The sequence below is a fragment of the Bacillus sp. 204(2023) genome (assembly GCF_037027505.1).
GTDB classification, from domain to species: domain Bacteria; phylum Bacillota; class Bacilli; order Bacillales; family Bacillaceae; genus Bacillus; species Bacillus subtilis.
Window position 1 is genome coordinate 279138 of the sequence record NZ_JAXCHE010000004.1, and the last position, 26702, is coordinate 305839.

Sequence of the window (26702 nt, forward strand, 5' to 3'; positions counted from 1 at the left end):
TTACAATCTTGTCATCTTTATGGTTTCATCACCTTTAAATCTAATGCTTCGATATTCTGCAAAACGCGATCAAAGCGCAAAGCCTGAGGCTCACATGGGAAGATGTGGCCTTCATACGGGTCGCCTAACGTCCGGAAAAACGGTTCAAATAAACCAGGAACCAATACGCCCACCATCTTTGTATAGTAAGAATCAAGGCGATAGGAGTGAACGGTATTTGCAGGGACATGCAGGAAATCTCCCGGATTCAGCTGAATTTCCTGGCCATCTGCCCACATCGTCATCTGACCTTCAAGGCAATAAAATGTTTCTGTATGATGTTCATGGTAGTGATCAACGATTCGGTCACCTTTAGGGCCTTCAGACGATACGACGATAAACTGGCCATCTGTATTTTTTTGTGCAGCCACAATGCGGTGAAGCTGATCTCCAGTCAACAGGCGATCTCCTTCTCCAGATTCAAGAACGTATGGAACCGCTCCATCTGGCAGCTCTGTAAGTTCCGCTAATTTGGCCGAACATGCAGGCTTTCCTTCATCTAGAAATACAATGTCCGCTACAGCGGCTGCTTCTGCAAACCGCTCGTTTGAGACTTCTTCGCTTGCGTACGGCGGATGTTCAGCGTGATCATACGGATTCCCAATAACGGAATACAAGTGCGCTACGTTTCCTTTCATCGTGTAAGATACCAGTCTTGTTCTGTGGCTCTGCATCCGGTAGCTGTGCGGTGTTCCCGCCGGAATGTTCGCATAATCACCTGATATTAATAAATAGCGTTCTCCGCCAAGTGTCAGCTCAAGCTTCCCGTCCAAAACGAGAATCCCTTCATGTGTGTCATTGTGGACATGAAGCGGAAAGGCATCTCCTTTTCCCCCGGAAAGAAGCACGATCTCAAATAAATCACCTGTGCTCCTCCCATTCGCCATCACCGTGGCAACCTGTCTGCCGAACAGATAGCGCTCGCCTTCTCCGCTCCGGAGCAAATAAGGCATTTTTTCTTTAGGCAATGAATGCGTACATAATGTTTTCATATTATCGCTTCCTCCAATTTAGACCAGTCTATATATTATTATTTATTTGATTAGACCGTTCTATATAATTGTAGGAGAAAGGATAACAAAATGCTACCCTTTTTTTCTCACCAGCACTGGTATTTGTTCGGCAATGAGAAGAAGGGGCGTTTTGTCTTTATTCGTTAACGAAAGCATGATGCCGCCCTCAATCATCGAATTAATCAGCGTTCCAAGCTGATTTGCTTCTTCTTCTGCAAATCCGTTTTCCATTAATTTTCTGGCAAAAACCGCTTCCCAGCTTTTAAACACCTTCATGCAAACCGTCCGCAGCGGTTCACTGATTAACGCTGTCTCACTCGCCAGCAAACCGACTGGAATACCTTTTATGCTTTCTGTGTTGTCAAATTGGCTGGCTGTTTTTTTGATAAAAAGCTGAATCGCTTCTGTTGGATCAGAGGACTCATCCATGCTTTGCTGTATCAGATGTTCAACGATCTTACCTGTATATGTAACCGCTTCAATTGCTAATTCTTCTTTGCCATTCGGAAAAAAGTGATAAAGCGATCCCTTAGGAGCACCGCTTTCTTTTACAATCTGGTTCAAACCTGTCGCGTGATATCCTTGCAGCTGGAACAGACGTGACGCCGTGTGAAGGATTTTTTCACGTGAATCTCCTCTGCTAGTCATTAAAACATTCCCTCCTAGGTATGGTAGAGCGACTTATATAATATAAAAAAGAACCCTGTGAATGTCAAAAGGGGTAAGACCCTCCCGGATGGGGTAAATGTACAAAAACAGCGTCTAGGAGGGATCTCTCAATGACAACCGATCATTCAGTCACGAATACAGAGCAGCTTGAACAACAAAACCCCGGCATGAAAACAAAGCTCAAACTGAAAAAACTCAAGGATCAGGTGATCGTCATTACCGGCGCTTCAAGCGGAATTGGACTTGTCACGGCACGAATGGCAGCTGAAAAAGGCGCAAAGGTCGTGGCAGCAGCGCGAAATGAAGAGGCGCTGAAGGAGCTCACTGATGAACTTAAGGAAAAAGGGCACGACGCCATATGGGTAAAGGCGGATGTCGGAAAAGAAGAGGACGTCAACCGCATCGCAGAAACCGCGATCAGCACATTCGGCCGCTTTGACACATGGGTCAACAATGCGGCCGTCTCGACTTTCGGACATGCCATGGACGTCACCGTCGAAGACATGAAGCGCATGTTCGACACAAATTTCTGGGGACCTGTTTACGGAACAAGAGCGGCTGTCAAACACTACACCGGCAGAGGTGTGCCGGGCGCACTCATTAATGTAGGAAGCCTGTTCGGAGACAGGGGAACGGTCATTCAATCCACATATGCATCTGCCAAATTTGCGCTTCACGGCTGGACGGAAAGCATCCGAATGGAGCTCGAAAAGGAACAGGCGCCCGTCTCGGTAACGCTCATCCACCCGGGCAGAATTGACACACCTTATAACGAGCACGCGCACAGCTACCTCGACAAACAGCCGGCTCATTACCGCTCCATGATCTATCCGCCGGAAGCAGTCGCTGAAGCTATCCTGTTTGCCGCCGAACACCCTAAGCGCGACATGTACATCGGCTCACAGGCCAAAGCCATCGCCATGCTGGGCACGCTTTTCCCTCGTCTGACCGACAGACTGATGGAAAAAATCATGTATCACAGCCAGCATGCCGAAAGACCGTCCAAACCGCGAGAAGAAAGTGCTCTTTATGATGCGGGCTGCGGTATGCATGACAGAGGCACAAATAAAGGATGGATGAGGTCAAGAAGCTACTACACGAAAGCGACGAAGCGCCCCATTGTATCGGCGGCTGTTGTTGCCGGACTAGTGGCTTGGGCTGCCGCCAAACGATGCAGATAATCTCTGACCATAAGAAAAACCCATGCTGTTCCAGCGAACCATGGGTTTTTCAGCTGTTAATCGATAAAAGCCTTGTTCATACGCTGCAGCAGCTCGCCGAACATCTCTTTTTCCTGTGTTGACCATTCTTTCAGCATCTGTTCATAACGTTTAAGGCGCTTTTGCTGATCGGCTTTTAATAGTTGTTTGCCGAGTTTTGTAATAGTAAACAGGCTGACTCTCCCATCAGATGGGTCTGAGAAACGATAGATGAGCTCCTTTGCCTCTAATGCAGCAGCTTGTCTTGAAAGAGTAGAAATATCAAGCTTAAACGATTCTGCCAATTCCTTAACACGAGCAGGCCCAAACTCATCCAATTGTCTCAGCAATAAGTACGAAGATCTCTCCAAATTCCCTGTTCTTTTCTCTGATTGATCCAGATAAACAGCTCTCCTGATAAAAGTCGTCAGCTCATATTCAATTAATTCAACTGGATTTTGATTTTGCAATCGCTCTCGCTCCCTATTCCAATCTCCGGCATTGACAACATCATATATACTTGTATAATACAAATGTACATTAACTGAATAAATACAAGTCGTTATATGACTAAATCAATTATTATACTTGTATAGTACAATCATATAAAAAGAAAGTAAAGCGATTCCTCAGAACCATCCTAGAAGCAAGCACCAGAAAGGAGGAAGCTGTTCTGATTGGAGAGCAGCACTTGATGTGAAAGTCATACGAATTATCTTGCAAGTGTTGATATTATATGTATTTTTTATGATCGGGGAAGCCATTCAGCATCTGTTTCATTTACCCGTGTCAGGAAGCATCGTTGGATTGGTATTGCTTCTGATTTGCTTGGGCCTCCGTATTGTTCCCGTCTCCCTCATTGAAGACGGAGCAGGGTTTTTATTATCCTTCCTACCATTGTTGTTCATCCCGGCAATGACAGGAGTGATAAACTATCCGTCTCTCATTTCATTCAATGGTCTGATGCTGCTGATTACAGTCGTTCTGAGCACCATCGTCACGATCATTGCGGCTGGATTCGCCAGCCAGCTATTAGAGAAAAAAGCTAAAAAACCGGAGGAGAAAGAGAAATGCAGCAAGCATGTATCGCGATCATTATAATTCTTTTAACAGTTGCCGCTTATTTAGCGATGGTCAAACTCTATAAGCGATTCCCGCTTCCATTTCTGATCCCCGTTCTCACAACGACCATTTTGATTGTAGCGGTTTTGATGATGTTCCATGTTTCCTATGAAGGCTATATGATCGGGGGGAAATGGATCAATTCTTTGCTTGGGCCGGCTGTTGTGGCACTGGCCTATCCGCTTTATAAACAATGGCATATCATTGTCAAACATTGTGTTCCCATTTTAGGCGGCGTCTTGGTCGGATTATGCATGGGAATGATCAGCGGGCTGATCTTCGCAGAAGCATTCGGGATTGATCATGATCTCTTATTATCCATTCTGCCAAAGTCGATCACAACCCCTGTCGCTATTCAGATCGCCGCCGGTCTTGGCGGCGTCCCTTCCATGACAGTCGTATTTGTCATGATTGCGGGCTTTTCAGGCGTCATCCTCGGGCCGCTTTTCCTAAAATGGCTTCGCATACGCAGTTCCCTTGGACAAGGCATTGCATTAGGCAGCGCCTCCCATGCACTGGGCACCTCCAAAGCATTGGAATATGGGGAACTGGCCGTCTCCATGAGTTCCGTCTCCATGACGCTTTGTGCGGTGCTCGGCTCATTCTTCGGCCCGCTCGTCGTCTGGCTGTTTCATATTTAACAAAGAAAGACTGCCCCGGGGAGGGCAGTCTTTTTTGAGATACGAACAGTGAAAGTAAACCAACCGTTAAAATAAACAGGAATTTTGGCCTGTTTATTTTAGTTCCCCTATGTCTCTTAAATATTGTTCACGCTCTTTTTTATCAGGGTAAGCGGTTTTGATGTATTCTTCTTTTTCTTTCTTGGTGTATTCGCTCCAGTCTGTAAAACGATTACCTACATCCTCAGGGTAACTCATCCCGTCCACTTTATTGGAATCATAAATTAAATCTGCTGAGAAGTAAAACTTATCTGGATTGTCGTTTATATATCCATTTACTATTATTCTTCCCATTGGATTTATTTCAATTTTATCCTCAAAAGTAATTGTTTTAATAAAATTGTGAATATCTTCTTCTTTAAGATGTTCTTTAATTTTTGGTTTCATCTTTTCCGCATATTCTTCAGCTTTTTCTTTATCGCTTTTTTCTTCTTTTTTCACTACCTGTTTACCTCCAGTCTCTTCTGTTGTCCGATCTGATATATTCATTTTTTTTACTATTCCATAAGAAATACCTAATATAATAACCAATACAATAGAACTTATTATAAGTATTTTTTTTACAAATGACATGGTATTTCATCCTTTTTTAATTTATTATACAATATATACAGGTTTTGGAGAGTGAAGAAATGTCTAGAAAAAAGAATTCACTTACAGACGAAGATTATAATAAAGCATCGAGTGCTGCATATAATCTTAGAAACTATCATATTGGTACTAATATTGAGATAAGTAATGGACAAAAGTTATATGTAGTTGATTATAAAAAAACGAAAAAAGGGCTGGATGCCCTTACTTTAGTATCCGAAAAAGAATACAAAATTTCCAACCATGGAAAAAACAAAGAAAAAATCCAAAACGCCATCATTGCATACCGCGGATCAGAACCCATCAGCCCCGGCCAATTCCAAGATACAATAAAACAATATCGTGATGAGCGGGAACAGCTTATTAAAGAAGTAGAGAAAAAGGGAATCAACATTCCTGAAGATGAAGATGGTTCCTTTTATGACTCAGTAAAAGGGCTTCGTGAATATTCAAATGAGATTTTGCAGGATTGGCTTCACATGGACACAAGTTATTTGGTGGGCAAAAAACCATTTGATGACGGAACAGAGAACCAAGCCATTCAAGCGGATCAATATGCAAAAAAAATACATAAAGACTTTAAAAATGCTGACATTCAAGTCACCGGTCACTCATTAGGCGGTTCTAACGCAAGCTATGCAGTCGTGATGAATGACTTTATCAAACGCGGCGTTACTTTCGAGAATCCAAACATATATGAAAACCTGCCTGAGGATGTCAAAGCCCGGGCGATAAAAGGGGATTTCCGCAGCCGCTTAACAGAATATATTAATTTAAATGATGGTTTATCGTTGCTGAATCGGGATGCCGCTGAAGTGGGTAAAGTGAAAGTAATGTATGATGAGACTTTGCCGAATGGTGTACAAAATAATGGTCTCCCTAATGAAGTGAAAATGCTTGGGCTTGCACTTAAACATTACGGTAATCAATCTCTTGATGCCACACTGTTTGTCGAAGCCTTAATGGGAAGTCACGGTTTAGACCGCTACAACTTCAATTCAGATGGCTCTGTCCAAACCGTTGACGATGTGTTGAAAAATAATCCTGATTTGGCAATTGCAATGCTTAAACAAATGAAATCAACGAATGTGAAAGCCAATACAGGTGTTTCAATACTCATTAAGTCACATGTATTGATGAATACAAGCACGCAGTTAAAACATATAGCTGAATCAGAATGGTCTAAGATTATACGCCAAATTGAAAGAATTGATGACATTGTAAAGGATTCTATTGAGGATGTCAGGAACATGCATACACGAATGGTTGGTTTTGGCACATATGATGAATTATCAATTTCTGATGTCGATGATTTGATCAATAAGCTTAAAATGAACAAACCGCACCATCTTTTTTACTCAAAAGAAAAGTATGATCAGGCTGTAGATGCAGCACTTCATTTACAGCACTTGCTTCATATGGTGTCAGATGACCTTGGGCATATGGGACATGCTTATCATGATGCAGATCTGGCAACAGCCAGCCAGATGGGGATTTCATAAGGAGAGTACGAAACATGGATTTTATGAATAAAAAACCAACAGATGCAGACCGTTTTATGCAAAGAGTGACGGGCCAGCATTCCAGCACTTCACTTTTTTCAAATGCTCATGTGGATACGTCTGAAATGACGCCAGAACAATTGGCGGCGTTCAAAGAGAAGAAAAGACAAGAACAAAAAATGGCGCTTATGAATTCAATCAGAAAACAACTAAGCTATGCTTTCCAAGAAGATCGTAAGAACTTGTCTTCAATCCACGATAACATTACAGATGCCGAGCAGACGATCAAGGCAAAACGGGAAATGCTAGGCCAACATATGTCAGGAAAAGCGATAGACAGTGTCACTGATAAAATGAAAGATCAACTTTCATTCGATAAAGTTCGTTCTGACGTGTCTAGTTTAGTGAATTCAATCGGCTTATAAGACCTTATTTGAAAAAGCAGACCGATGGCGGTCTGCTTTTTCTTTTATGATCTAAAAAAATCAATCAGCGGCTGAAAGTCCTTAGATAAATCAACGTCATTCGGTTCTGCTTGAAGCAGGCGGTCAATCATGCGCTCCAGTTCCTCAATATCATGTTGATCTGTGTATTCAATGAAGTTTAAGCTTTCAAGCCAATCCCGGTATGAATGTTTGGCTTTGCCATAGCTGTTTCCGAAGACAAGGCAAGGTGTTTTCGTGATAATCGAGAAAATCATCGCGTGAAGGCGGTCGGTAATCACCAATTTACTGGAGCCGATGCGGTCCAGCATCTCCATAAAATGCTTTTCACGATCGGCGTAATCGATGGTGTCGACCGTATCCAGCACCGTATCGGTACGCTCTGTGTAAGTTGTTTTTTCTGCCCATTGCTTCATCTGTGAAATAAAATCTTCGTCAGTCACTTTCTCCTTATCCGCTCTTAAAATAAAGAGAACACCGTCCCGCTCGAGCTCTCGCGGCACAATATCCAAGGAAAGTACCATGTCCGGTGTAAAGATCACATTGGAGTTGAAGGTCTCTTTCACAACATCCAGTGTTTGCGTCTCACGCGCAGCAATCGTTAAGTTTGTATTTTGATGGTACGCATCCTGTGTTTTTTTCTTTTCCTTCTGTCCTTCCTCTGTATCCTCAAAATAAACGGATTGTGGCAGAGAAATTGATTTGTAATCTTTAAACGCCGAAAAGACCTTTCTTCTGTCTTCCTCAATATCGAGATAAAGGTTTCCTAAATTCCCTCCGCCTGTAAAGCAGACAATATCGTCTTCACGAATGATCTCCTTCACCAGTTCAATGCCCTCATCCGTCGCATAATCCATAATCTCAATGTATTCATAATACGGAAAATGATTTTTGATAAATTTCTCTTCCGCATACGCAATCGCTTGGTCGCCAATGTTTGTGTAACTAGGGGAACCAAACAAAAATACTTTTCGTTTATCATTTAACAGAGCTTCCGACTCCACATTTGGCGCAATGCCTTTTACTAGTTTTTTGCCTTTGATTTCTTGTACAGTCATATCTGCGTCCTCCTTCTGGGATGAATTCCTCATTGTGTGTTAACTGTCTCTACCCAAAAAGAAGGATGGCTATGCATTGGCATGTGCACCGGCTATATCAAAAACATCGTTTTCGCCAATTTGATAGACGCTGCAATGTCCCGTGCCGTTCTTTCCATATATTCCGCAGCATGTTCAAACGCGTCTTCTAGCGGCACGGCTCCGGGGACGATGCTGAAAAGCGCATCGATTCCGTGTTGATAGACGGCATCACTGTCTCGTGATACTGATCCCGCAATACCGATGACGGGCACATCGTATGATTTAGCCGCCTTGGCCACCCCGATCGGCGTTTTTCCATGAACCGTTTGGCTGTCGATCCGTCCCTCGCCGGTAATCACAAGATCTGCATCCTGAACGATACTTTCAAAATCAACCGCTTCAAGGACAATATCAATGCCTCTTTTCAGGTCAGCCTGAAGATAAGTCAGCAGGCTCCATCCAAGACCGCCCGCTGCACCGGCGCCCTCTGTATCTCGGAAGGTTGATCCGAGCTCTTTTTCTGCCACATCAGCGAAATGGCTTACGTTCTGGTCTAGTACATCCAGCATGTCGGCTGTCGCGCCTTTTTGCGGCCCGAAAACAGCCGTAGCACCCTTTGGTCCTGTTAACGGATTGTCCACGTCACAGGCAACTTCCAGTTTGACATTCCGCAATCTGGAATCAAGCCCGCTGACATCTATTGATGCAAGCTGAGATAACGCGCCGCCCCCTGGGCCAATCTCGCGGCCTGAGTTATCAAGAAGCCTTCCGCCCAATGCCTGAATCATCCCGGCTCCCCCGTCGTTCGTGGCGCTTCCGCCGATTCCGATGATCAATCGCTCCGCTCCCGCATCAAGAGCCGCTCCGATTAATTCTCCCGTTCCCCTTGTTGTAGTGATGAGCGGATTTCGCTTATCTACAGGCACCAGATGCAGCCCTGAAGCAGCAGCCATTTCAATCACAGCTGTTCTCCCATCTCCCATCATGCCAAAGAAAGCTCTCACCGGTTCCCCCAGCGGCCCTGTGACAACTTGCTCTATGATCCTTCCGTTGGTCGCATCGACCAGAGATTGAACGGTTCCCTCGCCGCCGTCCGCCACCGGCAATTTTCTGTAATCAGCACCCGGAAAGACCGATTTGAAGCCTCTTTCGATCGCGTCGGCTGCCTCCAGAGCTGATAAGCTTTCCTTAAAAGAATCAGGTGCAATGATGATTTTCATCCAAATCGCCTCTTTCAAAACATGATTCACTTATGCTAGTTATCTCCAATGTACCATATTCCATTTAGAAATAAATACCATAATGATTGGGAAAAATTTTATTAAAAATTAGAAATGAAAGTGTTTGCATAAAAGAAATATTCACGTTATCATACTTGTATACAAGTATACTCCTTGAGTGAGGAAGGTGAGTGTATGCTAGACTCCAAAGACCTGTTGTATCCCGCAAAATGGCTCTCAAAAGCGTCAACCGGGGTTCGTGTCGCATACGAGCTGAGAATGCGGATCGTTTCAGGCCTGATTGAAAGCGGTACCATTTTATCAGAAAATACAATCGCCGCCGAGTTTTCAGTAAGCCGTTCGCCGGTTCGCGAAGCGCTAAAAATACTCGCATCCGAAAAAATCATCCGCTTAGAACGAATGGGAGCGATCGTAATTGGTTTAACTGAGAAGAAAATCGCGGAAATTTATGATGTGCGGTTACTATTAGAAACATTTGTCTTTGAACGGCTTGTCAAAATAGACATTGAGCCTTTAGTTAAGGATCTCAGCAAAATTCTTGAAATGATGAAAGTCTCAATCAAATATGAGGACGCTGACGAATTTTCATTTCAAGATGTGCTGTTCCATGAAACCATTATCCGAGCGATTGATCATTCATACATTCAGATGATCTGGAACAATCTAAAACCCGTCATGGAAAGCTTTATTCTTTTATCGATGCGGGTACGGTTAAAGGAAAAGTATGAAGACTTCACAAGGATTTTAGATAACCACGAGCTTTATATTCAAGCCATCAAAACAAAGGATAGGGCGCTGATGATTCAGTCTCTTCACCAAAACTTTGATGATGTGCAGGATAAGGTAGAAGACCTATGGCTCTCACAACAAATGCTGGCAAAAGGAGCTGAATACAGCAATGACTAGTTATATGTTAGGAATCGATATCGGCACGACAAGCACAAAAGCTGTGCTGTTCAGTGAAAACGGAGATGTGGTACAGAAAGAAAGCATCGGCTACCCGCTCTATACACCGGACATCTCAACAGCTGAACAAAACCCGGAAGAGATATTTCAGGCAGTCATCCATACAACAGCGAGAATTACAAAACAGCATCCCGAAAAACAGATCTCTTTCATTTCGTTCAGCAGCGCCATGCACAGCGTCATTGCAATCGACGAAAATGACAAGCCGCTGACGCCATGCATCACATGGGCCGACAACCGAAGTGAAGGCTGGGCGCATAAGATCAAAGAGGAATTGAACGGACATGAGGTGTACAAACGTACGGGAACACCGATTCATCCGATGGCACCGTTAAGTAAAATTGCCTGGATCACGAATGAAAGGAAAGAAATCGCTTCCAAGGCAAAAAAATATATCGGCATCAAAGAATACATTTTTAAACAGCTGTTCAATGAGTATGTCATCGATTACTCATTGGCATCAGCGACAGGCATGATGAACCTGAAAAGCTTGGCTTGGGACGAAGAGGCACTGCGCATCGCAGGCATCACGCCGGATCACTTATCCAAACTCGTGCCGACAACCCAGATCTTTCAGCACTGCAGCCCTGAAATAGCGATCCAAATGGGAATCGATCCGGAAACGCCTTTTGTCATCGGCGCCAGCGACGGCGTGCTGTCCAACCTCGGCGTCAACGCCATTAAAAAGGGCGAAATCGCCGTCACCATCGGTACAAGCGGTGCCATCCGGACGATTATTGACAAGCCGCAAACCGATGAAAAAGGGAGAATTTTTTGCTATGCCTTGACGGACAAGCATTGGGTTATTGGGGGACCTGTGAACAATGGGGGCATCGTCCTTCGCTGGATCAGAGACGAGTTTGCCTCCTCCGAAATCGAAACAGCGACACGGCTGGGCATTGATCCATATGACGTGCTGACGAAAATTGCCCAACGCGTCAGACCCGGTTCTGACGGTCTGCTGTTCCACCCATATCTCGCCGGAGAACGCGCTCCGTTATGGAATCCGGATGTACGCGGCTCATTTTTCGGCCTGACCATGTCGCATAAGAAAGAGCATATGATACGCGCGGCATTGGAAGGCGTCATTTACAACCTGTACACTGTGTTCTTGGCGTTAACTGAATGCATGGATGGCCCGGTAACCCGCATCCAAGCGACAGGGGGATTTGCAAGGTCAGAGGTTTGGCGCCAAATGATGTCGGATATCTTCGAATCAGAGGTTGTCGTTCCGGAAAGCTACGAAAGCTCATGTCTCGGCGCCTGCATTTTAGGCCTGTATGCAACAGGAAAAATTGACTCTTTCGACGCCGTGTCCGACATGATCGGCAGCACATACAGACATACGCCGATCGAAGACTCAGCCAAAGAATACAGAACATTAATGCCGATTTTCATCAATCTATCAAGATTATTAGAAAATCAATATACACAAATTGCAAATTATCAGAGGGGCTTAATCACACACAAATAGTACATGACATGAAGGGGAGGGCATTACCATGCCGTTAATCATCGTTGCACTTGGGATCTTAGCATTACTATTTCTGATTATGGGCTTAAAATTAAACACATTTATTTCCCTGCTGGTCGTATCGTTCGGCGTGGCACTGGCACTCGGGATGCCGTTCGATAAAGTTGTCAGCTCCATCGAAGCAGGAATAGGGGGGACTCTTGGCCACATCGCGCTCATCTTCGGACTCGGTGCGATGCTGGGCAAGCTGATCGCGGATTCAGGAGGCGCACAGCGTATTGCGATGACGCTCGTCAACAAATTCGGTGAGAAAAATATTCAATGGGCCGTTGTCATTGCCTCATTTATTATTGGGATTGCGTTATTTTTTGAAGTAGGACTGGTTCTATTAATTCCGATTGTCTTTGCGATTTCAAGAGAATTGAAGATTTCTATTTTATTTCTCGGAATCCCGATGGTCGCGGCACTATCCGTCACACACGGTTTCCTGCCGCCGCACCCGGGACCTACGGCGATCGCCGGTGAGTATGGCGCAAACATTGGAGAAGTGCTGCTGTACGGCTTTATCGTTGCTGTTCCGACAGTGCTCATCGCAGGGCCGTTATTTACAAAGTTCGCGAAAAAAATCGTTCCTGCATCATTTGCGAAAAACGGCAATATTGCATCACTCGGCACACAAAAAACGTTTAACCTTGAAGAAACACCCGGCTTTGGAATCAGTGTCTTTACCGCAATGCTCCCGATTATCATCATGTCGGTCGCGACCATTATCGACCTGCTTCAAGAAACAATCGGGTTTGCAGATAACGGAGTTTTAGCTTTTATCAGATTGATTGGAAACGCATCGACTGCTATGATTATTTCGTTATTGGTCGCAGTCTATACAATGGGCATCAAGCGCAACATTCCAGTCAAAACCGTGATGGATTCTTGTTCAACTGCCATTTCACAAATCGGCATGATGCTATTGATCATCGGAGGAGGCGGCGCCTTCAAACAAGTGCTGATCAACGGCGGTGTCGGCGATTACGTAGCAGACTTATTCAAAGGAACGGCATTATCGCCAATCATTCTGGCATGGCTCATCGCAGCGATCCTGCGCATTTCTCTAGGCTCAGCGACTGTTGCCGCACTAAGCACAACAGGTCTGGTCATCCCGTTATTGGGCCATTCTGATGTTAACCTGGCGTTAGTCGTACTCGCAACAGGCGCCGGAAGTGTCATCGCTTCACACGTCAATGACGCCGGCTTCTGGATGTTCAAGGAATACTTCGGATTAAGCATGAAAGAAACATTTGCCACATGGACATTGCTGGAAACCATTATTTCCGTTGCTGGACTGGGATTCATTTTATTGTTAAGTTTAGTTGTATGAAATTAAGAAGGAGCTGTAACACATGTTCAATACGATTGGTGTCATAGGCTTAGGCGTAATGGGAAGCAACATCGCCTTAAACATGGCAAATAAAGGTGAAAACGTCGCTGTCTATAATTACACCAGAGATTTAACGGACCAGCTTGTCCAAAAGCTGGATGGACAATCTCTCAGCCCGTATTACGAGCTTGAGGACTTTGTTCAATCGTTAGAAAAACCAAGAAAAATCTTTTTGATGGTCACAGCGGGAAAACCCGTAGATTCCGTCATCCAATCATTAAAGCCTTTGCTTGAAGAAGGCGACGTCATCATGGACGGAGGAAACTCCCACTATGAAGACACAGAAAGAAGATATGACGAGCTGAAGGAAAAAGGGATTGGCTACCTGGGAGTCGGCATTTCCGGCGGTGAAGTCGGTGCATTAACAGGGCCTTCCATCATGCCGGGCGGAGATCGCGACGTCTATGAGAAAGCCGCTCCTATCCTGACGAAAATCGCAGCCCAAGTCGGAGATGACCCTTGCTGTGTCTATATCGGACCAAAAGGGGCAGGGCACTTTACAAAAATGGTGCACAACGGCATTGAATATGCCGACATGCAGCTGATTGCAGAAGCGTATACGTTTCTAAGAGAAACGCTTCGTCTGCCGCTAGATGAAATTGCATCTATTTTTGAAACATGGAATCAAGGTGAGCTGAAAAGCTATTTAATAGAGATTACAGCTGAGATTTTACGCAAAAAAGACGAAAAAACAGGGCAGCCTCTGATCGATGTCATCCTTGATAAAACCGGGCAAAAAGGCACTGGGAAATGGACGAGCATGCAGGCGATTGATAACGGCATCCCGTCCACGATCATCACAGAGTCCTTGTTCGCCCGCTACTTGTCATCCTTAAAAGAAGAACGGATGGCAGCTCAAGACGTATTAGCAGGCCCGGAAGCCGAAGAAAAACACTTGGATAAAGACACCTGGATTGAATACGTCAGACAGGCTCTTTACATGGGGAAAGTATGCGCCTATGCACAAGGCTTTGCCCAATATAAGATGTCATCTGAGCTTTACGGCTGGAATCTGCCGCTCAAAGACATTGCCTTGATTTTCCGAGGCGGCTGCATCATCCGCGCTGATTTCCTAAACGTGATCAGCGAAGCATTCAGTGAGCAGCCAAATCTGGCTAACCTGCTGATCGCGCCTTATTTCACAGATAAGCTCCATGCCTATCAAACAGGCCTGCGAAAAGTCGTTTGCGAGGGTATCAGCACCGGAATCTCTTTCCCATGCTTAACTACCGCGCTCTCTTATTACGACGGCTACCGCACAGGGCGTTCCAATGCGAACCTCTTGCAGGCGCAGCGCGATTACTTTGGCGCTCACACGTACGAACGGACTGATATGGACGGCGTTTTCCATACGAATTGGTCTGAATAACCTGTATTAAAAACACGGTCAGTTTCAACTGAACCGTGTTTTTTTCTTCTATCCCAAACAACAGAAGACATAAGTTATGTTTTAAATATCATAAACAGTGATACAATAATAGCTAGAAACAATCCCCAAGATCATCATGTGACAGCAGCTTGCTGTTCCGTTCTATTCTGCTTTTGGCCATTGTCCTTTGCCCTTGACCATGGTGTCATAAAATGTTCAAATGCCAAAACGGCCTGTCATTCTGATTTACAAAAGTCCCTGAAAACCTTGTCTAATTGAGAATCAGCCTCTCATTTGTTATAAAAGAAATGCATAAATCCTACCTGTCACACCTTTAGTAAGATGAAAAAAAGTAGGTTATGGCTTGACAAAAAATATATATTAATTAATAATTCATATATAATTAGAATTATTATTGAAAGCGAATATGCTTTCTAATACATTTTTAGGAGGAATATACATTATGTCTTTAATCGGTAAAGAAGTACTTCCATTCGAAGCAAAAGCATTCAAAAACGGTGAATTCATCGATGTAACAAACGAAGATTTGAAAGGCCAATGGAGCGTATTCTGCTTCTACCCAGCAGATTTCTCTTTCGTATGCCCAACTGAGCTTGAAGATCTTCAAGAACAATATGCTGCTCTTAAAGAATTAGGTGTTGAAGTCTACTCTGTTTCTACAGATACTCACTTCGTACACAAAGGCTGGCATGACAGCTCTGAAAAAATCGGCAAAATCACTTACGCAATGATCGGTGACCCATCTCAAACAATCTCTCGCAACTTCGATGTTCTTGACGAAGAAACTGGTCTTGCTGACCGCGGAACATTCATCATCGATCCAGACGGCGTTATCCAAACTGTTGAAATCAATGCAGGCGGTATCGGCCGTGACGCAAGCAACCTTGTAAACAAAGTAAAAGCAGCTCAATACGTTCGTCAAAACCCAGGTGAAGTTTGCCCGGCTAAATGGGAAGAAGGCGGCGAAACTCTTACACCTAGCCTTGATCTAGTAGGTAAAATCTAAGGAGTGCATTCAATTGGTACTTGATGCAAACATCAAAGCACAATTAAATCAATATATGCAGCTAATTGAGAATGACATTGTTCTCAAAGTTAGCGCAGGAGAAGATGACACTTCTAAGGACATGCTGGCTCTCGTTGATGAGCTGGCTTCCATGTCATCGAAAATTTCAGTTGAAAAAGCTGAATTAAACAGAACGCCAAGCTTCAGTGTCAATCGTGTCGGAGAAGACACTGGCGTGACTTTCGCCGGTATCCCTCTGGGCCACGAATTCACATCATTAGTGTTGGCGTTGCTCCAAGTGAGCGGCAGACCGCCTAAGGTGGACCAAAAAGTCATTGATCAGGTGAAGAAGATCAGCGGTGAATACCACTTTGAATCTTATATCAGCCTGACATGCCACAACTGTCCTGATGTTGTACAAGCTTTAAACATGATGAGCGTGCTGAACCCGAACATTACGCACACGATGATTGACGGTGCAGCATACAAAGCAGAAGTTGAAAGCAAAAACATCATGGCAGTGCCGACCGTTTACTTGAATGGCGAATCCTTCGGAAGCGGCCGTATGACGCTTGAAGAAATCCTTGCGAAAATGGGCAGCGGCGCAGATGCATCTGAGTTTGCTGACAAAGAGCCGTTTGACGTTCTTGTTGTCGGAGGCGGACCTGCTGGTGCAAGTGCAGCGATCTACACTGCACGTAAAGGCATCCGCACTGGTGTTGTGGCTGAGCGCTTCGGCGGACAGGTTCTCGACACCATGAGCATCGAAAACTTCATCAGCGTCAAAGCGACGGAAGGACCGAAGCTAGCGGCAAGTCTTGAAGAGCATGTGAAGGAATATGATATTGATGTCATGAACCTTCAGCGTGCGAAACGCCTTGAGAAGAAAGATCTGTTCGAACTTGAACTCGAAAACGGCGCTGTCCTGAAAAGTAAAACAGTGATCCTTTCAACAGGTGCACGCTGGCGCAATGTCAACGTACCCGGTGAACAAGAGTTCAAAAACAAAGGTGTCGCATACTGCCCGCACTGTGATGGGCCATTGTTTGAAGGCAAAGACGTTGCGGTAATTGGCGGCGGAAACTCTGGTATCGAAGCAGCGATTGATCTTGCAGGTATTGTCAATCACGTTACTGTGCTAGAGTTCGCGCCGGAACTGAAAGCAGACGAAGTCCTGCAAAAACGTCTCTACAGCCTGCCTAACGTTACTGTCGTGAAAAACGCACAAACAAAAGAAATCACAGGTGATCAGAGTGTTAACGGCATCACATATGTAGACCGCGAAACAGGCGAAGAAAAACACGTTGAACTTCAAGGTGTATTCGTCCAAATCGGTCTCGTGCCAAACACAGAATGGTTAGAAGGAACGGTTGAACGCAACCGCATGGGCGAAATCATCGTCGACAAACACGGCGCAACCAGCGTGCCAGGCTTATTCGCTGCCGGCGACTGCACAGACAGTGCGTACAATCAAATCATTATTTCGATGGGATCAGGAGCAACGGCCGCTCTCGGCGCGTTTGATTACCTTATCCGAAACTAATAAAAAAATCCGCTATATTGCCAGATTGGCAGGATAGCGGATTTTTCTTTTTCTACAGAAAAAACCCGAACCAGGCACTACGGTAAATTCGGGCCAGCTTCTTATAGTTCCTCGCCGTTCGTTTGAATGACATTTTTGTACCACTCAAAGGAATCTTTCTTATACCGCTTCATGGATCCGTTTCCTTCATTGTCACGATCAACATAGATCATGCCGTAGCGTTTTTTCATTTCGCCAGTTGTGAAGGAGACAATATCAATAATGCCCCACGGCGTGTAGCCAATTAAATCAACACCATCGTACGTGACCGCTTTTTTCAATGCTTCAATATGCGATTTTAAATATTGAATGCGTTCCGGATCATGAACCTTGCCGTCCTCCTCCAGCGTATCCACTGCGCCAAAGCCATTTTCAACGATGAATAACGGGATTTGGTATCGGTCATAAAAACGATTTAACGTATATCTCAGCCCGGTTGGATCAATCGCCCATCCCCAGTCACTCGAAGTGATGTACGGATTTTCGACACCATTCGGCAAGCCGCCATTTACAATATCGCCAGTGTTATCATTTTTCACATCGCTTTTCACAGTTGTTGACATGTAATAGCTGAAGCCTAAGTAATCGACGGTTCCGTTTCTTAAAATCTCATCATCCCCGTCTTCGAATGTGATATTGTAGCCTTCGCGTTCAAATTCCTTCAACGCGTAGCTTGGATAATAACCGCGAACCTGCACATCAGGGAAGAAATAGCGCTGCCTCATTTCTTCTTCAGCCAGCATCACATCTTTAGGATTGGAGGAGAAAGGATAAATCGGCACGTGTGATACCATGGCCCCGATCTGGAACTCTGGATTGATGTCTTTTCCTTTTGCCACTGCTAATGCGCTCGCCACTAATTCGTGGTGCGCCGTTTGATACATGACTTCCTTGGCGTTTTCGTTTTCGCCAACTACAACACCTGAATTCGTCCATAGGAACAACGGATTGTTCACATCCATTTGGTTGTTGATCTCGTTAAATGTCATCCAGTACTTCACTTTCTCTTTGTAACGGGTAAAGCAAGTATCTGCAAAGTTGACGAAGAAGTCCACGACTTTCCGGTTTCTGAAGCCGCCATATTCTCTTGCAAGGTGCAGCGGCATTTCAAAGTGAGACAGGGTAATGACTGGCTCGATCCCATGCTTCAGCAATTCATCAAACACATCATCATAAAACTGCAAACCCGCTTCGTTCGGTTCAGCCTCATCGCCTTTCGGAAAAATGCGGCTCCAGCCGATAGACGTCCGCAGGCATTTTAATCCCATTTCTGCAAACAAAGCGATATCTTCCTTGTATCTGTGATAGAAATCAATGGCTTCATGGTTCGGATAAAACTCGTTCTCTTCAATCGTATCCGTGATTTTTCTCGGCACGCCATGTGCACCTGCTGTCATCACATCGACGACACTCGGCCCTTTACCTCCTTGATTCCATCCGCCTTCAAATTGGTGGGCAGCTAAAGCACCGCCCCATAAAAAATCCTTTGGCATGTTTCCCATGTTTCATTCCTCCTCAGCTTACGACTGTAAATATTTTTTGATGCAATGCACTTTCCTCAATCTCTTCAATGAAAGCTTTATCAAACTCAACAAGCACTTCGCCTTTTTTGACGGTATCGCCTTCTTTTACCTTCAAGGAAAAAGGCGTGCCGCCTAATGTCACCGTATCCAGCCCGATGTGCGCAAGCAATTCGACGCCAGACGCTGAACGCAGGCCAATCGCATGATTTGTAGGCGCCACCATGACAACCGTAATAACGCCGGGATGGTGGCATTGATTTTACGATATCCTTCGCTTTAGGGGTAGACCGCTTCAGCACCAATCGAAGTCTGGTAGCGCAGCGAGAAGCCCCAATCACATTCTCTTCCCCGCCTACGGCCTCTAAAATGTCTTTTGCTAGTCTCGTATAATCTCTCACTTTCCCCGACATTTTCACCCACCCCTTTGTTTTGGTTACGCTTTCATTATAATTGTACCGGTATAATTTATCAATACCGAAACAAAATATTTACGCACTAACTATCATTGTAAGCGGTGTATGCTATAATTTTGACAAGTGAAACTAAACGAATAAATGAGGAATGCGTATGTTAAAGTACCAGCAAATCGCAGAAGAAATTGAAAAGTATATAGAAGAAAATGAGCTTCAGCAGGGAGACAAACTGCCAGTCCTGGAAACCCTCATGGCCCAGTTTGAAGTCAGCAAAAGCACAATCACAAAGTCTCTGGAGCTATTAGAGCAAAAAGGCGCGATCTTCCAGGTCAGAGGAAGCGGCATTTTCGTCAGAAAACATAAACGAAAAGGCTATATCAGCCTTCTGTCGAATCAGGGATTTAAAAAAGACCTCGAGGATTTCAACGTCACCTCAAAAGTCATCGAACTGGACGTGAGAAAGCCAACGCCGGAAGCGGCGGAAAATCTGAACATCGAAATAAACGAGGACATCTACTATGTCAAAAGGGTCCGCTACATCAACGGCCAGACCCTTTGCTACGAAGAATCCTATTACAACAAATCCATCGTGACGTATTTAAACAACGAAATCGTCTCCCACTCCATCTTCCATTACATCCGCGAAGGACTGGGGTTGAAGATTGGTTTTTCTGATTTGTTTCTGCACGTGGACCAGCTTAAAGAGGAGGAAGCGGAATATTTGGGATTAGAGGCTGGACTGCCGAAGCTGTATATAGAAAGTATTTTTCACCTGACAAATGGGCAGCCGTTTGATTACTCGAAGATTTCGTATAATTATAAGCAGTCTCAGTTTGTGATGCAGGCTAATAGTTTTTTATTATAGGGCTCTTCACTACGGAAGGTGGTCGACATGTACAAAATCATCATTCCTGCCATACTAGCCATCTTTGCGCTCTGAATACTCTTACAGATTTCCCTGGAGATGAGCATCGTTAAGAATCCAATGAACTACTTTATCGTATTCATTATCTTTTTCCTCTTTGTAAAGATGGTGAAAGAAAAACAACAGTAGTTTGCTTTGAACAGGAAACCAGATTTAACATCTGGTTTTTTTGTGTTTCACTTTATTCACTCGTTTCAATTGTCTATAAAAGCAGTTATGCGGTACTATCATATAAAGGTCCAATGTTTAAAAATAATGTCATACTTTTAAATTCACCTTATCATGCACATGCTCATAAATAGGGGTTTATTCTAAAAAGGGGATGGACGGTTTTGGAAAGCAAGTACCTAGATCTACTCGCGCAAAAATACGATTGTGAAGAAAAAGTGGTAACGGAAATCATTAATTTAAAAGCAATACTGAACCTGCCAAAAGGCACCGAGCATTTTGTCAGTGATCTGCACGGAGAGTATCAGGCATTCCAGCACGTGCTGCGTAATGGTTCAGGACGAGTAAAAGAGAAGATACGCGATATTTTCAGCGGTGTCATTTACGATAGAGAAATTGATGAATTAGCGGCATTGGTCTATTATCCGGAAGACAAACTGAAGTTAATCAAACATGACTTTGATGCGAAAGAAGCATTAAACGAGTGGTATAAAGAAACGATTAACCGAATGATTAAACTTGTTTCTTATTGCTCCTCCAAGTATACCCGCTCCAAACTGCGCAAAGCACTGCCTGCCCAGTTTGCTTATATTACGGAGGAGCTGCTATACAAAACTGAAGAAGGTGCCAACAAGGAGCAATATTACTCCGAAATCATAGATCAGATCATTGCGCTTGGCCAAGCTGATAAGCTGATCACCGGCCTTGCTTACAGCGTTCAGCGGCTGGTGGTCGACCATCTGCATGTGGTCGGCGATATTTATGACCGCGGCCCGCAGCCGGATAGAATTATGGAAGAACTGATCAACTATCATTCTGTCGATATTCAGTGGGGAAATCACGATGTCCTTTGGATCGGCGCCTATTCCGGTTCCAAAGTGTGCCTGGCCAATATTATTCGCATCTGTGCCCGCTACGACAACCTGGATATTATTGAGGACGTGTACGGCATCAACCTGAGACCGCTGCTGAACCTGGCCGAAAAATATTATGATGATAATCCAGCGTTCCGTCCAAAAGCAGACGACAACAGGCCAGAGGATGAGATTAAGCAAATCACAAAAATCCATCAAGCGATTGCCATGATCCAATTCAAGCTTGAGAGCCCGATTATCAAGAGACGGCCGAACTTTAATATGGAAGAGCGGCTATTATTAGAGAAAATAGATTATGACAAAAACGAAATCACGTTAAACGGAAAAACATATCAACTGGAAAACACCTGCTTTAAGACAATCAATCCGGAACAGCCAGATCAGCTATTAGAAGAAGAAGCAGAAGTCATAGACAAGCTGCTATTCTCTGTCCAGCATTCCGAAAAGCTGGGCCGCCATATGAATTTTATGATGAAAAAAGGCAGCCTTTATTTAAAATATAACGGCAACCTATTAATTCATGGCTGTATTCCAGTCGATGATAACGGCAATATGGAAACGATGATGATTGAGGATAAAGCCTATGCGGGCCGTGAGCTGCTCGATGTATTTGAACGATTCTTACGGGAAGCGTTTGCCCATCCGGAAGAAACCGATGATCTGGCGACAGATATGGCCTGGTATTTATGGACAGGCGAGTACTCCTCCCTCTTCGGAAAACGTGCCATGACGACATTTGAGCGGTATTTCATTAAAGAGAAGGAAACGCATAAAGAGAAGAAAAACCCGTATTACTATTTACGTGAAGACGAGGCAACCTGCCGAAACATCCTGGCAGAATTCGGCCTCAATCCAGATCACGGCCATATCATTAACGGCCATACACCCGTAAAAGAAATCGAAGGAGAAGACCCAATCAAAGCAAACGGAAAAATGATCGTCATCGACGGCGGCTTCTCCAAAGCCTACCAATCCACAACAGGCATCGCCGGCTACACGCTGCTATACAACTCCTACGGCATGCAGCTCGTCGCCCACAAACACTTTAACTCCAAGGCAGAAGTCCTAAGCACCGGAACCGATGTCTTAACGGTGAAACGATTAGTGGACAAAGAGCTTGAGCGGAAGAAAGTAAAGGAAACGAATGTCGGTGAGGAATTGTTGCAGGAAGTTGCGATTTTGGAGAGTTTGCGGGAGTATCGGTATATGAAGTGAGGGATGTGGGGTTCAGGGATTATATTCTCCCCTATAGGTAAACAGATAAAAGAAGAAATCTGGTTGCCTTAGGGGAGTTTTTTCCAGACTGGAAAATGATACTTAAAAGAAGAAAAACTGAATACTTTCAGAGTGTGATTAGGGAAATGCTTCGGTGAAAGAGATTTCAGTAAAAGTATGACATTCGCATTGAATGGGGTATACATAGCCGGCGTTAAGAGTCCGGAATGCACAATATCACAAGTTCTTCACTGCGGACCTGAAAAACTCTTCTGTGAATGGCTTTTTACCCGAACCCGAAAACACTCTCAGTGAGATATCAGGAGAAAATACTAAAATTTCTTGGTAAAACTGTGTTGAACAAATGGGGAAGCTATATATGGTCATCTAACATAAAAAATAGAGAAATTAGAAGAACACTGCTTTTCAAAAAAAGGGGGATCATGCCTAACAAACCTATTACAATTTAATAAATGCAGAAAAAGAACTGGTCGGCACTGCTGTAACTAAAACCAACTTCAGGTCTGCAAAACAACACAGTAGGCATTCACCGAAAGAAAAGGACCAAGATAGTTCTTGGTCTTTATGTTAAACTATTACTTTATATAAATTTAAACAATATATTGAGTATCGACCGTAATAAATGAACACATTGATTTAAAGTATATTACTCAAAAAATCGTTTAGGTATCGATAGGAATCCTTTTGAGTAAAATCTTAGCATCTACCTCGAAATATTTATTGGATCTATAATATCTGGATTAAAAACGGTTCTATCCTTTGTATAAAAATAAAATTTTTTATGATAATTTTCTTTTGTGAAACTCCATTCTATAAAATGATTTTTTGAATCTAACAAATAGTCTAATATTAAACATTTAGCCAATTCACTTGGCGTATTCCCCAACTTATCTTTAACCCCGCAAATTTTCTTTTTTATAAAACTTTTATTACTTTTGCTTAATTTCGGATAACTATAAAAAATAAATATCCACCAAGAAAATTCATCTTGAAAAAAATCTTCCCAATTTATCTGTTCAAGCTTTCTTTTTACAATTCGGTTTACACTTCGTACAAAATGTGATAACTCAACATAATTTGTTTCGTGAAACAAACATACTGAAGCAAGATGTACTGGATTTTCTTCAATTAATATCTTATTTGTTATCTGTTTAAACAAACTATTAGATATATCTATTTTATAACTCGATATAAACAATAACAAATCTATCCAATCGCTTGTATAATTATTAAATATATTATTTTTAAAGTTTTCGATACAGTCTTCAATTGAATGCTTTATATTTTCCTCAGCCTTAAATAACAATGTAAAAATCCTTATTACTTTTTGAGTAGAGACATATGAAACCTTTTTTGAATATAAAAAAAATACCAACCTAACTAAATCATTCAATCCCATATTGATATAAAGGTTATCATCTTTATCTTCTTCTATCTTTTTTAAAATTACACTTAAAATATAAGAACAAATAAAAGAATTTTCATTTGTTTTTTTTATAAGATCATTAATGTTATTTCTTATGTCAACATATCTAATTTTTTTTGTTTTTCTTTGTTCAAAGTTATTTACTGTATTTAACTTTTCAATTGTTGTTGCGGCTTCAAGATAACCAACTTTAATCTCCTCATTTTGTTCAAACAGCTGATAATATTCTTTTAAAGGTTTCTTTATATATATAAACGCTTTATCGATTAAATTCATTATACTTGGAAGCCCAAGAATCCATTCATTAAGGGTATCTTCCGTATCATAAATATTAACTTTCGAAGTATTTATTTTAAGTTGGTATTTATTAAGGATAAATTCTAATTCATCTTTAATTATATTTAGTGTATTTTTGTTATTAGATAAAACAAAGTAATCATCGACAAATCTGAATATTTTATAATCTAGTTCTTTTATTGTATTTTCTTCAGCTAACTGTTCTATTAATTGTTGATCAATATGTATCAATAAAAATTCTGCTAAGAATCTACTTAATTCTGGTCCGATAACTATACCATTTGTTTTTGAACCATTTAAATTCTGCAAAAATGTATCTACGTTTGTATATATACTATTGGAATTTTTTAAATTTTTAGAGTCATAGGTTTTATTAGAAATTAGCCACTTATACGAGTGAGTATAGATGCTAGAAAAACAATTTTGTATATCAATAGTTAATAACAAATTATATTTATCTCTTGAATAAATAAACATATTACTATTTAAAAGTTCAGTCATACTTTTAAAAGGATAATGTTTAAAATAGGTACCTTTTGACTCCAAAGCAAGAAGTAGCTGCTTTTTAGAATCGGGGTCATTTGTATAGAAAACTGTTTGATTTTTATTTTTTTTATAAGTTAAGCTATTAATCCTTCTTGCTTTTCTAGTTGAAAAATCCACCTTATTGTGACTTATATTAATTAAGTCATCTTCAAATATATTAATAAAAGCCAGTGACTCAATTAGACCAAGAGGATTTATTAACGATAACTCTCTAAAGCCTTCATTTGTTTTAGATACTTTAAATTTTAATGGTGATGAATGCCAAGTGGAATCAAAAAAAGTATTTCTATCTCCTCTCTCCTTGATTTTTTTTACAATTTTATTTAATGTATTCTTATTTTTTTGAAGATATTCATATAGAAACAAATGTGTAAAATGGTTTCCTTTTTCATAGGGGAGAAGTTCAGTAAGTAAAAAATCAATTGTTTGTCGATTAAACTTATTTTTAGATTTCATGTTTTGACTCCCTGAATTTTTTTTGATATTCTTTTATTACACAATATCGAGAATATGCATTTAGCATATTCTTAAAAGAAACAGCGGGGTGAAAATCTCGCTGTTTCTATTTACCTTATCTTTACTAGTAATAATTTCGCTAATTCGTTATAGCTAAGACTTTCTATATTTTTTTCATTAAATTTGCTTAAATGATTTATTAAATCTTCCTTGTTAAGACCTAGTTTAGGATGTATTAAAAAAGCCTTATTGTTTTTAAAACAAGAAATAAATTTATTGTTTTTTATTTGATTATTAATTTTAGGAGGTATTTCTATATTATTTTTTTTAAAACAATTTGTGATTTCCTCTTTAAATAATTTAAGAGTATCTCTTGTAATTAGCTTGTCTAAATTAGTTTTATGCATAAATCGTTTCAATTCTTTATAACTGTCACTTATCCCTCTTACTTGCCATCGGTAATTACCATCATTATTTCTATCTCCAAAATAAACTATTCTTTTGAAGAACAACTCTAGCCTGAAACTTAATAATTCAATATTTTTAGTTTGGTCATATTCTAATATTATTGTATTAAGCTTACTAACATATTTTTTTAGCTTCTCCTCGTTAATTCCAATTTTATATTGATTTTTTACAGATTGTCCTTTTTGAAAACAATATCCTAAATAACTGAATGTATAATTTGTATCATTAGTACAATAAAAGGTTGTTTTATCTTTATTGAGCTTTAGTTTTTTCCCAAAATATTTTTTCATTAATTTTAAAATGATTTTTTCTAAATCCGTTTCTTTACTTGTCTCATCTAAAATAATAATGCAATCGTCCACATATCTTGAATAATATAATAAACCTCTATTTTTGAAATGAGATTTGACCTCTTGGTCAAATCTCATTCCACTTATTTCTATAAGCGTGTTATGCAAACCTATCCCAGGTCTATAGTGGTCTAATTCCTTAATATATTTTTCAAAGAATTTGAGCTCTTTTAACCTTAAAGTAGTTGAACTAGATAATAACTTATAACTTTGAGCAGGACACACATTATAAAAAAAGTTTTCAAAATCAAACTTGTAAATCGTATAGTATTTATATAAATGTAAATAGGGTAATAAATTCATTAATTCTGTCATTATATAAGATCTATTAGGGAACTTGACATTGTAATTAACATTTAAGAGAATTTTGTAGTAGTCTAACACTATTTGTTCTTCTAAAGGAATTGAGTATTTATCAATAACTTCTTTTCCCTTTACTTTTTTAACTATAAAAGGCGAAATATGATCATAGGATTTTATTATTTGTAAAATATGGTCTGGCTCTTTATTGTACATATTGGAAATTTCTTTAATTATTCTTTCTCTCATTATTCTGACCTCTTTTTACATTTTTATAAACAAGTTTAT

23 protein-coding genes and 2 pseudogenes are annotated in these 26702 nt (G+C 41.7%); 14 read left to right on the forward strand and 11 right to left on the reverse strand.

Annotated features, from left to right (window positions below; all coding sequences use genetic code 11):
• Positions 1 to 17: 17 nt before the first annotated feature.
• On the reverse strand, positions 18 to 1031 hold the full coding sequence (qdoI, locus tag WA279_RS10910) for a quercetin 2,3-dioxygenase (protein WP_336155403.1): 1014 nt from the start codon (positions 1029 to 1031) through the stop codon (positions 18 to 20).
• Between the two features lie 93 nt (positions 1032 to 1124).
• Complete coding sequence (gene yxaF / locus WA279_RS10915; RefSeq protein WP_019712606.1) at positions 1125 to 1700, reverse strand: transcriptional regulator YxaF; 576 nt, start codon at positions 1698 to 1700, stop codon at positions 1125 to 1127.
• Positions 1701 to 1831: 131 nt separating this feature from the next.
• Here yxaF and WA279_RS10920 point away from each other — a divergent pair, with 131 nt between their 5' ends.
• On the forward strand, positions 1832 to 2902 hold the full coding sequence (locus WA279_RS10920; protein ID WP_336155404.1) for an SDR family oxidoreductase: 1071 nt from the start codon (positions 1832 to 1834) through the stop codon (positions 2900 to 2902).
• A 56-nt stretch (positions 2903 to 2958) separates the two neighbouring features.
• Here the strand turns inward: WA279_RS10920 and WA279_RS10925 are convergent, their stop codons facing one another.
• A complete protein-coding gene (locus tag WA279_RS10925; protein ID WP_336155405.1) occupies positions 2959 to 3390 on the reverse strand; it encodes a MarR family winged helix-turn-helix transcriptional regulator in 432 nt (143 codons plus the stop codon).
• Between the two features lie 226 nt (positions 3391 to 3616).
• On the opposite strand from WA279_RS10925, the gene WA279_RS10930 reads away from it, so the two are divergent.
• Both WA279_RS10930 and WA279_RS10935 read left to right on the forward strand, forming a co-directional pair.
• Positions 3617 to 4021, forward strand: coding sequence for a CidA/LrgA family holin-like protein (locus WA279_RS10930; RefSeq protein WP_336155406.1), 405 nt, complete (start codon positions 3617 to 3619; stop codon positions 4019 to 4021).
• On the forward strand, positions 3991 to 4683 hold the full coding sequence (locus tag WA279_RS10935; RefSeq protein WP_014478506.1) for an LrgB family protein: 693 nt from the start codon (positions 3991 to 3993) through the stop codon (positions 4681 to 4683). The genes WA279_RS10930 and WA279_RS10935 overlap by 31 nt, the downstream gene beginning before the upstream one ends.
• Positions 4684 to 4776: 93 nt before the next feature.
• Here the strand turns inward: WA279_RS10935 and WA279_RS10940 are convergent, their stop codons facing one another.
• Entirely contained in the window at positions 4777 to 5295 is a 519-nt protein-coding gene (locus WA279_RS10940; RefSeq protein WP_336155407.1) for a DUF1433 domain-containing protein, read from the reverse strand.
• Positions 5296 to 5354: 59 nt separating this feature from the next.
• Here WA279_RS10940 and WA279_RS10945 point away from each other — a divergent pair, with 59 nt between their 5' ends.
• Positions 5355 to 6815, forward strand: a complete 1461-nt coding sequence (locus WA279_RS10945) for a lipase (protein ID WP_336155408.1) — start codon at positions 5355 to 5357, stop codon at positions 6813 to 6815.
• A 14-nt stretch (positions 6816 to 6829) separates the two neighbouring features.
• The gene (locus tag WA279_RS10950) at positions 6830 to 7240 is read left to right on the forward strand and encodes a hypothetical protein (RefSeq protein WP_187956301.1); all 411 of its coding nucleotides are present in this window, start codon (positions 6830 to 6832) and stop codon (positions 7238 to 7240) included.
• A 44-nt stretch (positions 7241 to 7284) separates the two neighbouring features.
• Here WA279_RS10950 and WA279_RS10955 read toward each other — a convergent pair whose 3' ends face one another.
• Positions 7285 to 8316, reverse strand: coding sequence for a polysaccharide pyruvyl transferase family protein (locus WA279_RS10955; RefSeq protein WP_336155409.1), 1032 nt, complete (start codon positions 8314 to 8316; stop codon positions 7285 to 7287).
• A gap of 92 nt (positions 8317 to 8408) precedes the next feature.
• Complete coding sequence (locus WA279_RS10960; protein ID WP_336155410.1) at positions 8409 to 9557, reverse strand: glycerate kinase; 1149 nt, start codon at positions 9555 to 9557, stop codon at positions 8409 to 8411.
• Positions 9558 to 9752: 195 nt separating this feature from the next.
• Here WA279_RS10960 and gntR point away from each other — a divergent pair, with 195 nt between their 5' ends.
• From gntR to ahpF, 6 genes are all read left to right on the forward strand, one after another.
• Complete coding sequence (gntR, locus tag WA279_RS10965) at positions 9753 to 10484, forward strand: gluconate operon transcriptional repressor GntR (RefSeq protein WP_336155411.1); 732 nt, start codon at positions 9753 to 9755, stop codon at positions 10482 to 10484.
• A complete protein-coding gene (gene gntK, locus WA279_RS10970) occupies positions 10477 to 12018 on the forward strand; it encodes a gluconokinase (RefSeq protein WP_336155412.1) in 1542 nt (513 codons plus the stop codon). Before gntR ends, gntK begins: the two co-directional genes overlap by 8 nt.
• 28 nt (positions 12019 to 12046) lie before the next feature.
• On the forward strand, positions 12047 to 13393 hold the full coding sequence (gntP, locus tag WA279_RS10975) for a gluconate permease GntP (protein WP_003243139.1): 1347 nt from the start codon (positions 12047 to 12049) through the stop codon (positions 13391 to 13393).
• Between the two features lie 22 nt (positions 13394 to 13415).
• Positions 13416 to 14822 (forward strand): decarboxylating NADP(+)-dependent phosphogluconate dehydrogenase, encoded by a 1407-nt coding sequence (gnd, locus tag WA279_RS10980; protein WP_014478511.1) that lies wholly within the window; start codon positions 13416 to 13418, stop codon positions 14820 to 14822.
• A gap of 463 nt (positions 14823 to 15285) precedes the next feature.
• Complete coding sequence (gene ahpC, locus WA279_RS10985) at positions 15286 to 15849, forward strand: alkyl hydroperoxide reductase subunit C (RefSeq protein ID WP_015483942.1); 564 nt, start codon at positions 15286 to 15288, stop codon at positions 15847 to 15849.
• A 13-nt stretch (positions 15850 to 15862) separates the two neighbouring features.
• Positions 15863 to 17392, forward strand: coding sequence for an alkyl hydroperoxide reductase subunit F (gene ahpF / locus WA279_RS10990; RefSeq protein ID WP_003226996.1), 1530 nt, complete (start codon positions 15863 to 15865; stop codon positions 17390 to 17392).
• 101 nt (positions 17393 to 17493) lie between these two features.
• Here the strand turns inward: ahpF and bglA are convergent, their stop codons facing one another.
• From bglA to WA279_RS20875, 3 genes and pseudogenes are all read right to left on the reverse strand, one after another.
• Entirely contained in the window at positions 17494 to 18933 is a 1440-nt protein-coding gene (gene bglA / locus WA279_RS10995; protein ID WP_336155413.1) for a 6-phospho-beta-glucosidase BglA, read from the reverse strand.
• Between the two features lie 13 nt (positions 18934 to 18946).
• On the reverse strand, positions 18947 to 19174 hold the full coding sequence (locus WA279_RS20870) for a PTS sugar transporter subunit IIA (protein WP_442894664.1): 228 nt from the start codon (positions 19172 to 19174) through the stop codon (positions 18947 to 18949).
• A 109-nt stretch (positions 19175 to 19283) separates the two neighbouring features.
• Positions 19284 to 19364 (reverse strand): annotated as a pseudogene (locus tag WA279_RS20875) (PTS sugar transporter subunit IIA); the annotation flags it as partial.
• A 157-nt stretch (positions 19365 to 19521) separates the two neighbouring features.
• Here WA279_RS20875 and WA279_RS11005 point away from each other — a divergent pair.
• The 3 genes and pseudogenes from WA279_RS11005 to fbp all read left to right on the forward strand — a co-directional run bounded on the left by WA279_RS11005 (position 19522) and on the right by fbp (position 22550).
• Complete coding sequence (locus tag WA279_RS11005; RefSeq protein ID WP_336155414.1) at positions 19522 to 20232, forward strand: GntR family transcriptional regulator; 711 nt, start codon at positions 19522 to 19524, stop codon at positions 20230 to 20232.
• Between the two features lie 27 nt (positions 20233 to 20259).
• Positions 20260 to 20421, forward strand: a pseudogene (locus tag WA279_RS11010) (hypothetical protein).
• Positions 20422 to 20624: 203 nt separating this feature from the next.
• The gene (gene fbp / locus WA279_RS11015; RefSeq protein WP_336155415.1) at positions 20625 to 22550 is read left to right on the forward strand and encodes a fructose-1,6-bisphosphatase; all 1926 of its coding nucleotides are present in this window, start codon (positions 20625 to 20627) and stop codon (positions 22548 to 22550) included.
• 724 nt (positions 22551 to 23274) lie between these two features.
• Here the strand turns inward: fbp and WA279_RS11020 are convergent.
• Positions 23275 to 25296: an RNA-directed DNA polymerase gene (locus WA279_RS11020; RefSeq protein WP_283857073.1), complete on the reverse strand. Its 2022-nt coding sequence runs from the start codon at positions 25294 to 25296 to the stop codon at positions 23275 to 23277.
• 110 nt (positions 25297 to 25406) lie between these two features.
• Positions 25407 to 26663: a reverse transcriptase domain-containing protein gene (locus WA279_RS11025; protein WP_336155416.1), complete on the reverse strand. Its 1257-nt coding sequence runs from the start codon at positions 26661 to 26663 to the stop codon at positions 25407 to 25409.
• Positions 26664 to 26702 lie beyond the last annotated feature (39 nt).

Bases quoted from the DNA above. Each gene is read 5' to 3' on its own strand.
- bglA (WP_336155413.1), bottom strand. From the start codon at position 18,933: ATGGGAAACATGCCAAAGGATTTTTTATGGGGCGGTGCTTTAGCTGCC.
- WA279_RS10935 (WP_014478506.1), top strand. From the start codon at position 3,991: ATGCAGCAAGCATGTATCGCGATCATTATAATTCTTTTAACAGTTGCC.
- gntP (WP_003243139.1), top strand. From the start codon at position 12,047: ATGCCGTTAATCATCGTTGCACTTGGGATCTTAGCATTACTATTTCTG.
- gntK (WP_336155412.1), top strand. From the start codon at position 10,477: ATGACTAGTTATATGTTAGGAATCGATATCGGCACGACAAGCACAAAA.
- WA279_RS10940 (WP_336155407.1), bottom strand. From the start codon at position 5,295: ATGTCATTTGTAAAAAAAATACTTATAATAAGTTCTATTGTATTGGTT.
- WA279_RS10945 (WP_336155408.1), top strand. From the start codon at position 5,355: ATGTCTAGAAAAAAGAATTCACTTACAGACGAAGATTATAATAAAGCA.
- WA279_RS10955 (WP_336155409.1), bottom strand. From the start codon at position 8,316: ATGACTGTACAAGAAATCAAAGGCAAAAAACTAGTAAAAGGCATTGCG.
- WA279_RS11020 (WP_283857073.1), bottom strand. From the start codon at position 25,296: ATGAAATCTAAAAATAAGTTTAATCGACAAACAATTGATTTTTTACTT.
- WA279_RS11005 (WP_336155414.1), top strand. From the start codon at position 19,522: ATGTTAAAGTACCAGCAAATCGCAGAAGAAATTGAAAAGTATATAGAA.
- ahpC (WP_015483942.1), top strand. From the start codon at position 15,286: ATGTCTTTAATCGGTAAAGAAGTACTTCCATTCGAAGCAAAAGCATTC.
- WA279_RS11025 (WP_336155416.1), bottom strand. From the start codon at position 26,663: ATGAGAGAAAGAATAATTAAAGAAATTTCCAATATGTACAATAAAGAG.
- WA279_RS10950 (WP_187956301.1), top strand. From the start codon at position 6,830: ATGGATTTTATGAATAAAAAACCAACAGATGCAGACCGTTTTATGCAA.
- qdoI (WP_336155403.1), bottom strand. From the start codon at position 1,031: ATGAAAACATTATGTACGCATTCATTGCCTAAAGAAAAAATGCCTTAT.
- gntR (WP_336155411.1), top strand. From the start codon at position 9,753: ATGCTAGACTCCAAAGACCTGTTGTATCCCGCAAAATGGCTCTCAAAA.
- gnd (WP_014478511.1), top strand. From the start codon at position 13,416: ATGTTCAATACGATTGGTGTCATAGGCTTAGGCGTAATGGGAAGCAAC.
- WA279_RS10920 (WP_336155404.1), top strand. From the start codon at position 1,832: ATGACAACCGATCATTCAGTCACGAATACAGAGCAGCTTGAACAACAA.
- WA279_RS10960 (WP_336155410.1), bottom strand. From the start codon at position 9,557: ATGAAAATCATCATTGCACCTGATTCTTTTAAGGAAAGCTTATCAGCT.
- yxaF (WP_019712606.1), bottom strand. From the start codon at position 1,700: ATGACTAGCAGAGGAGATTCACGTGAAAAAATCCTTCACACGGCGTCA.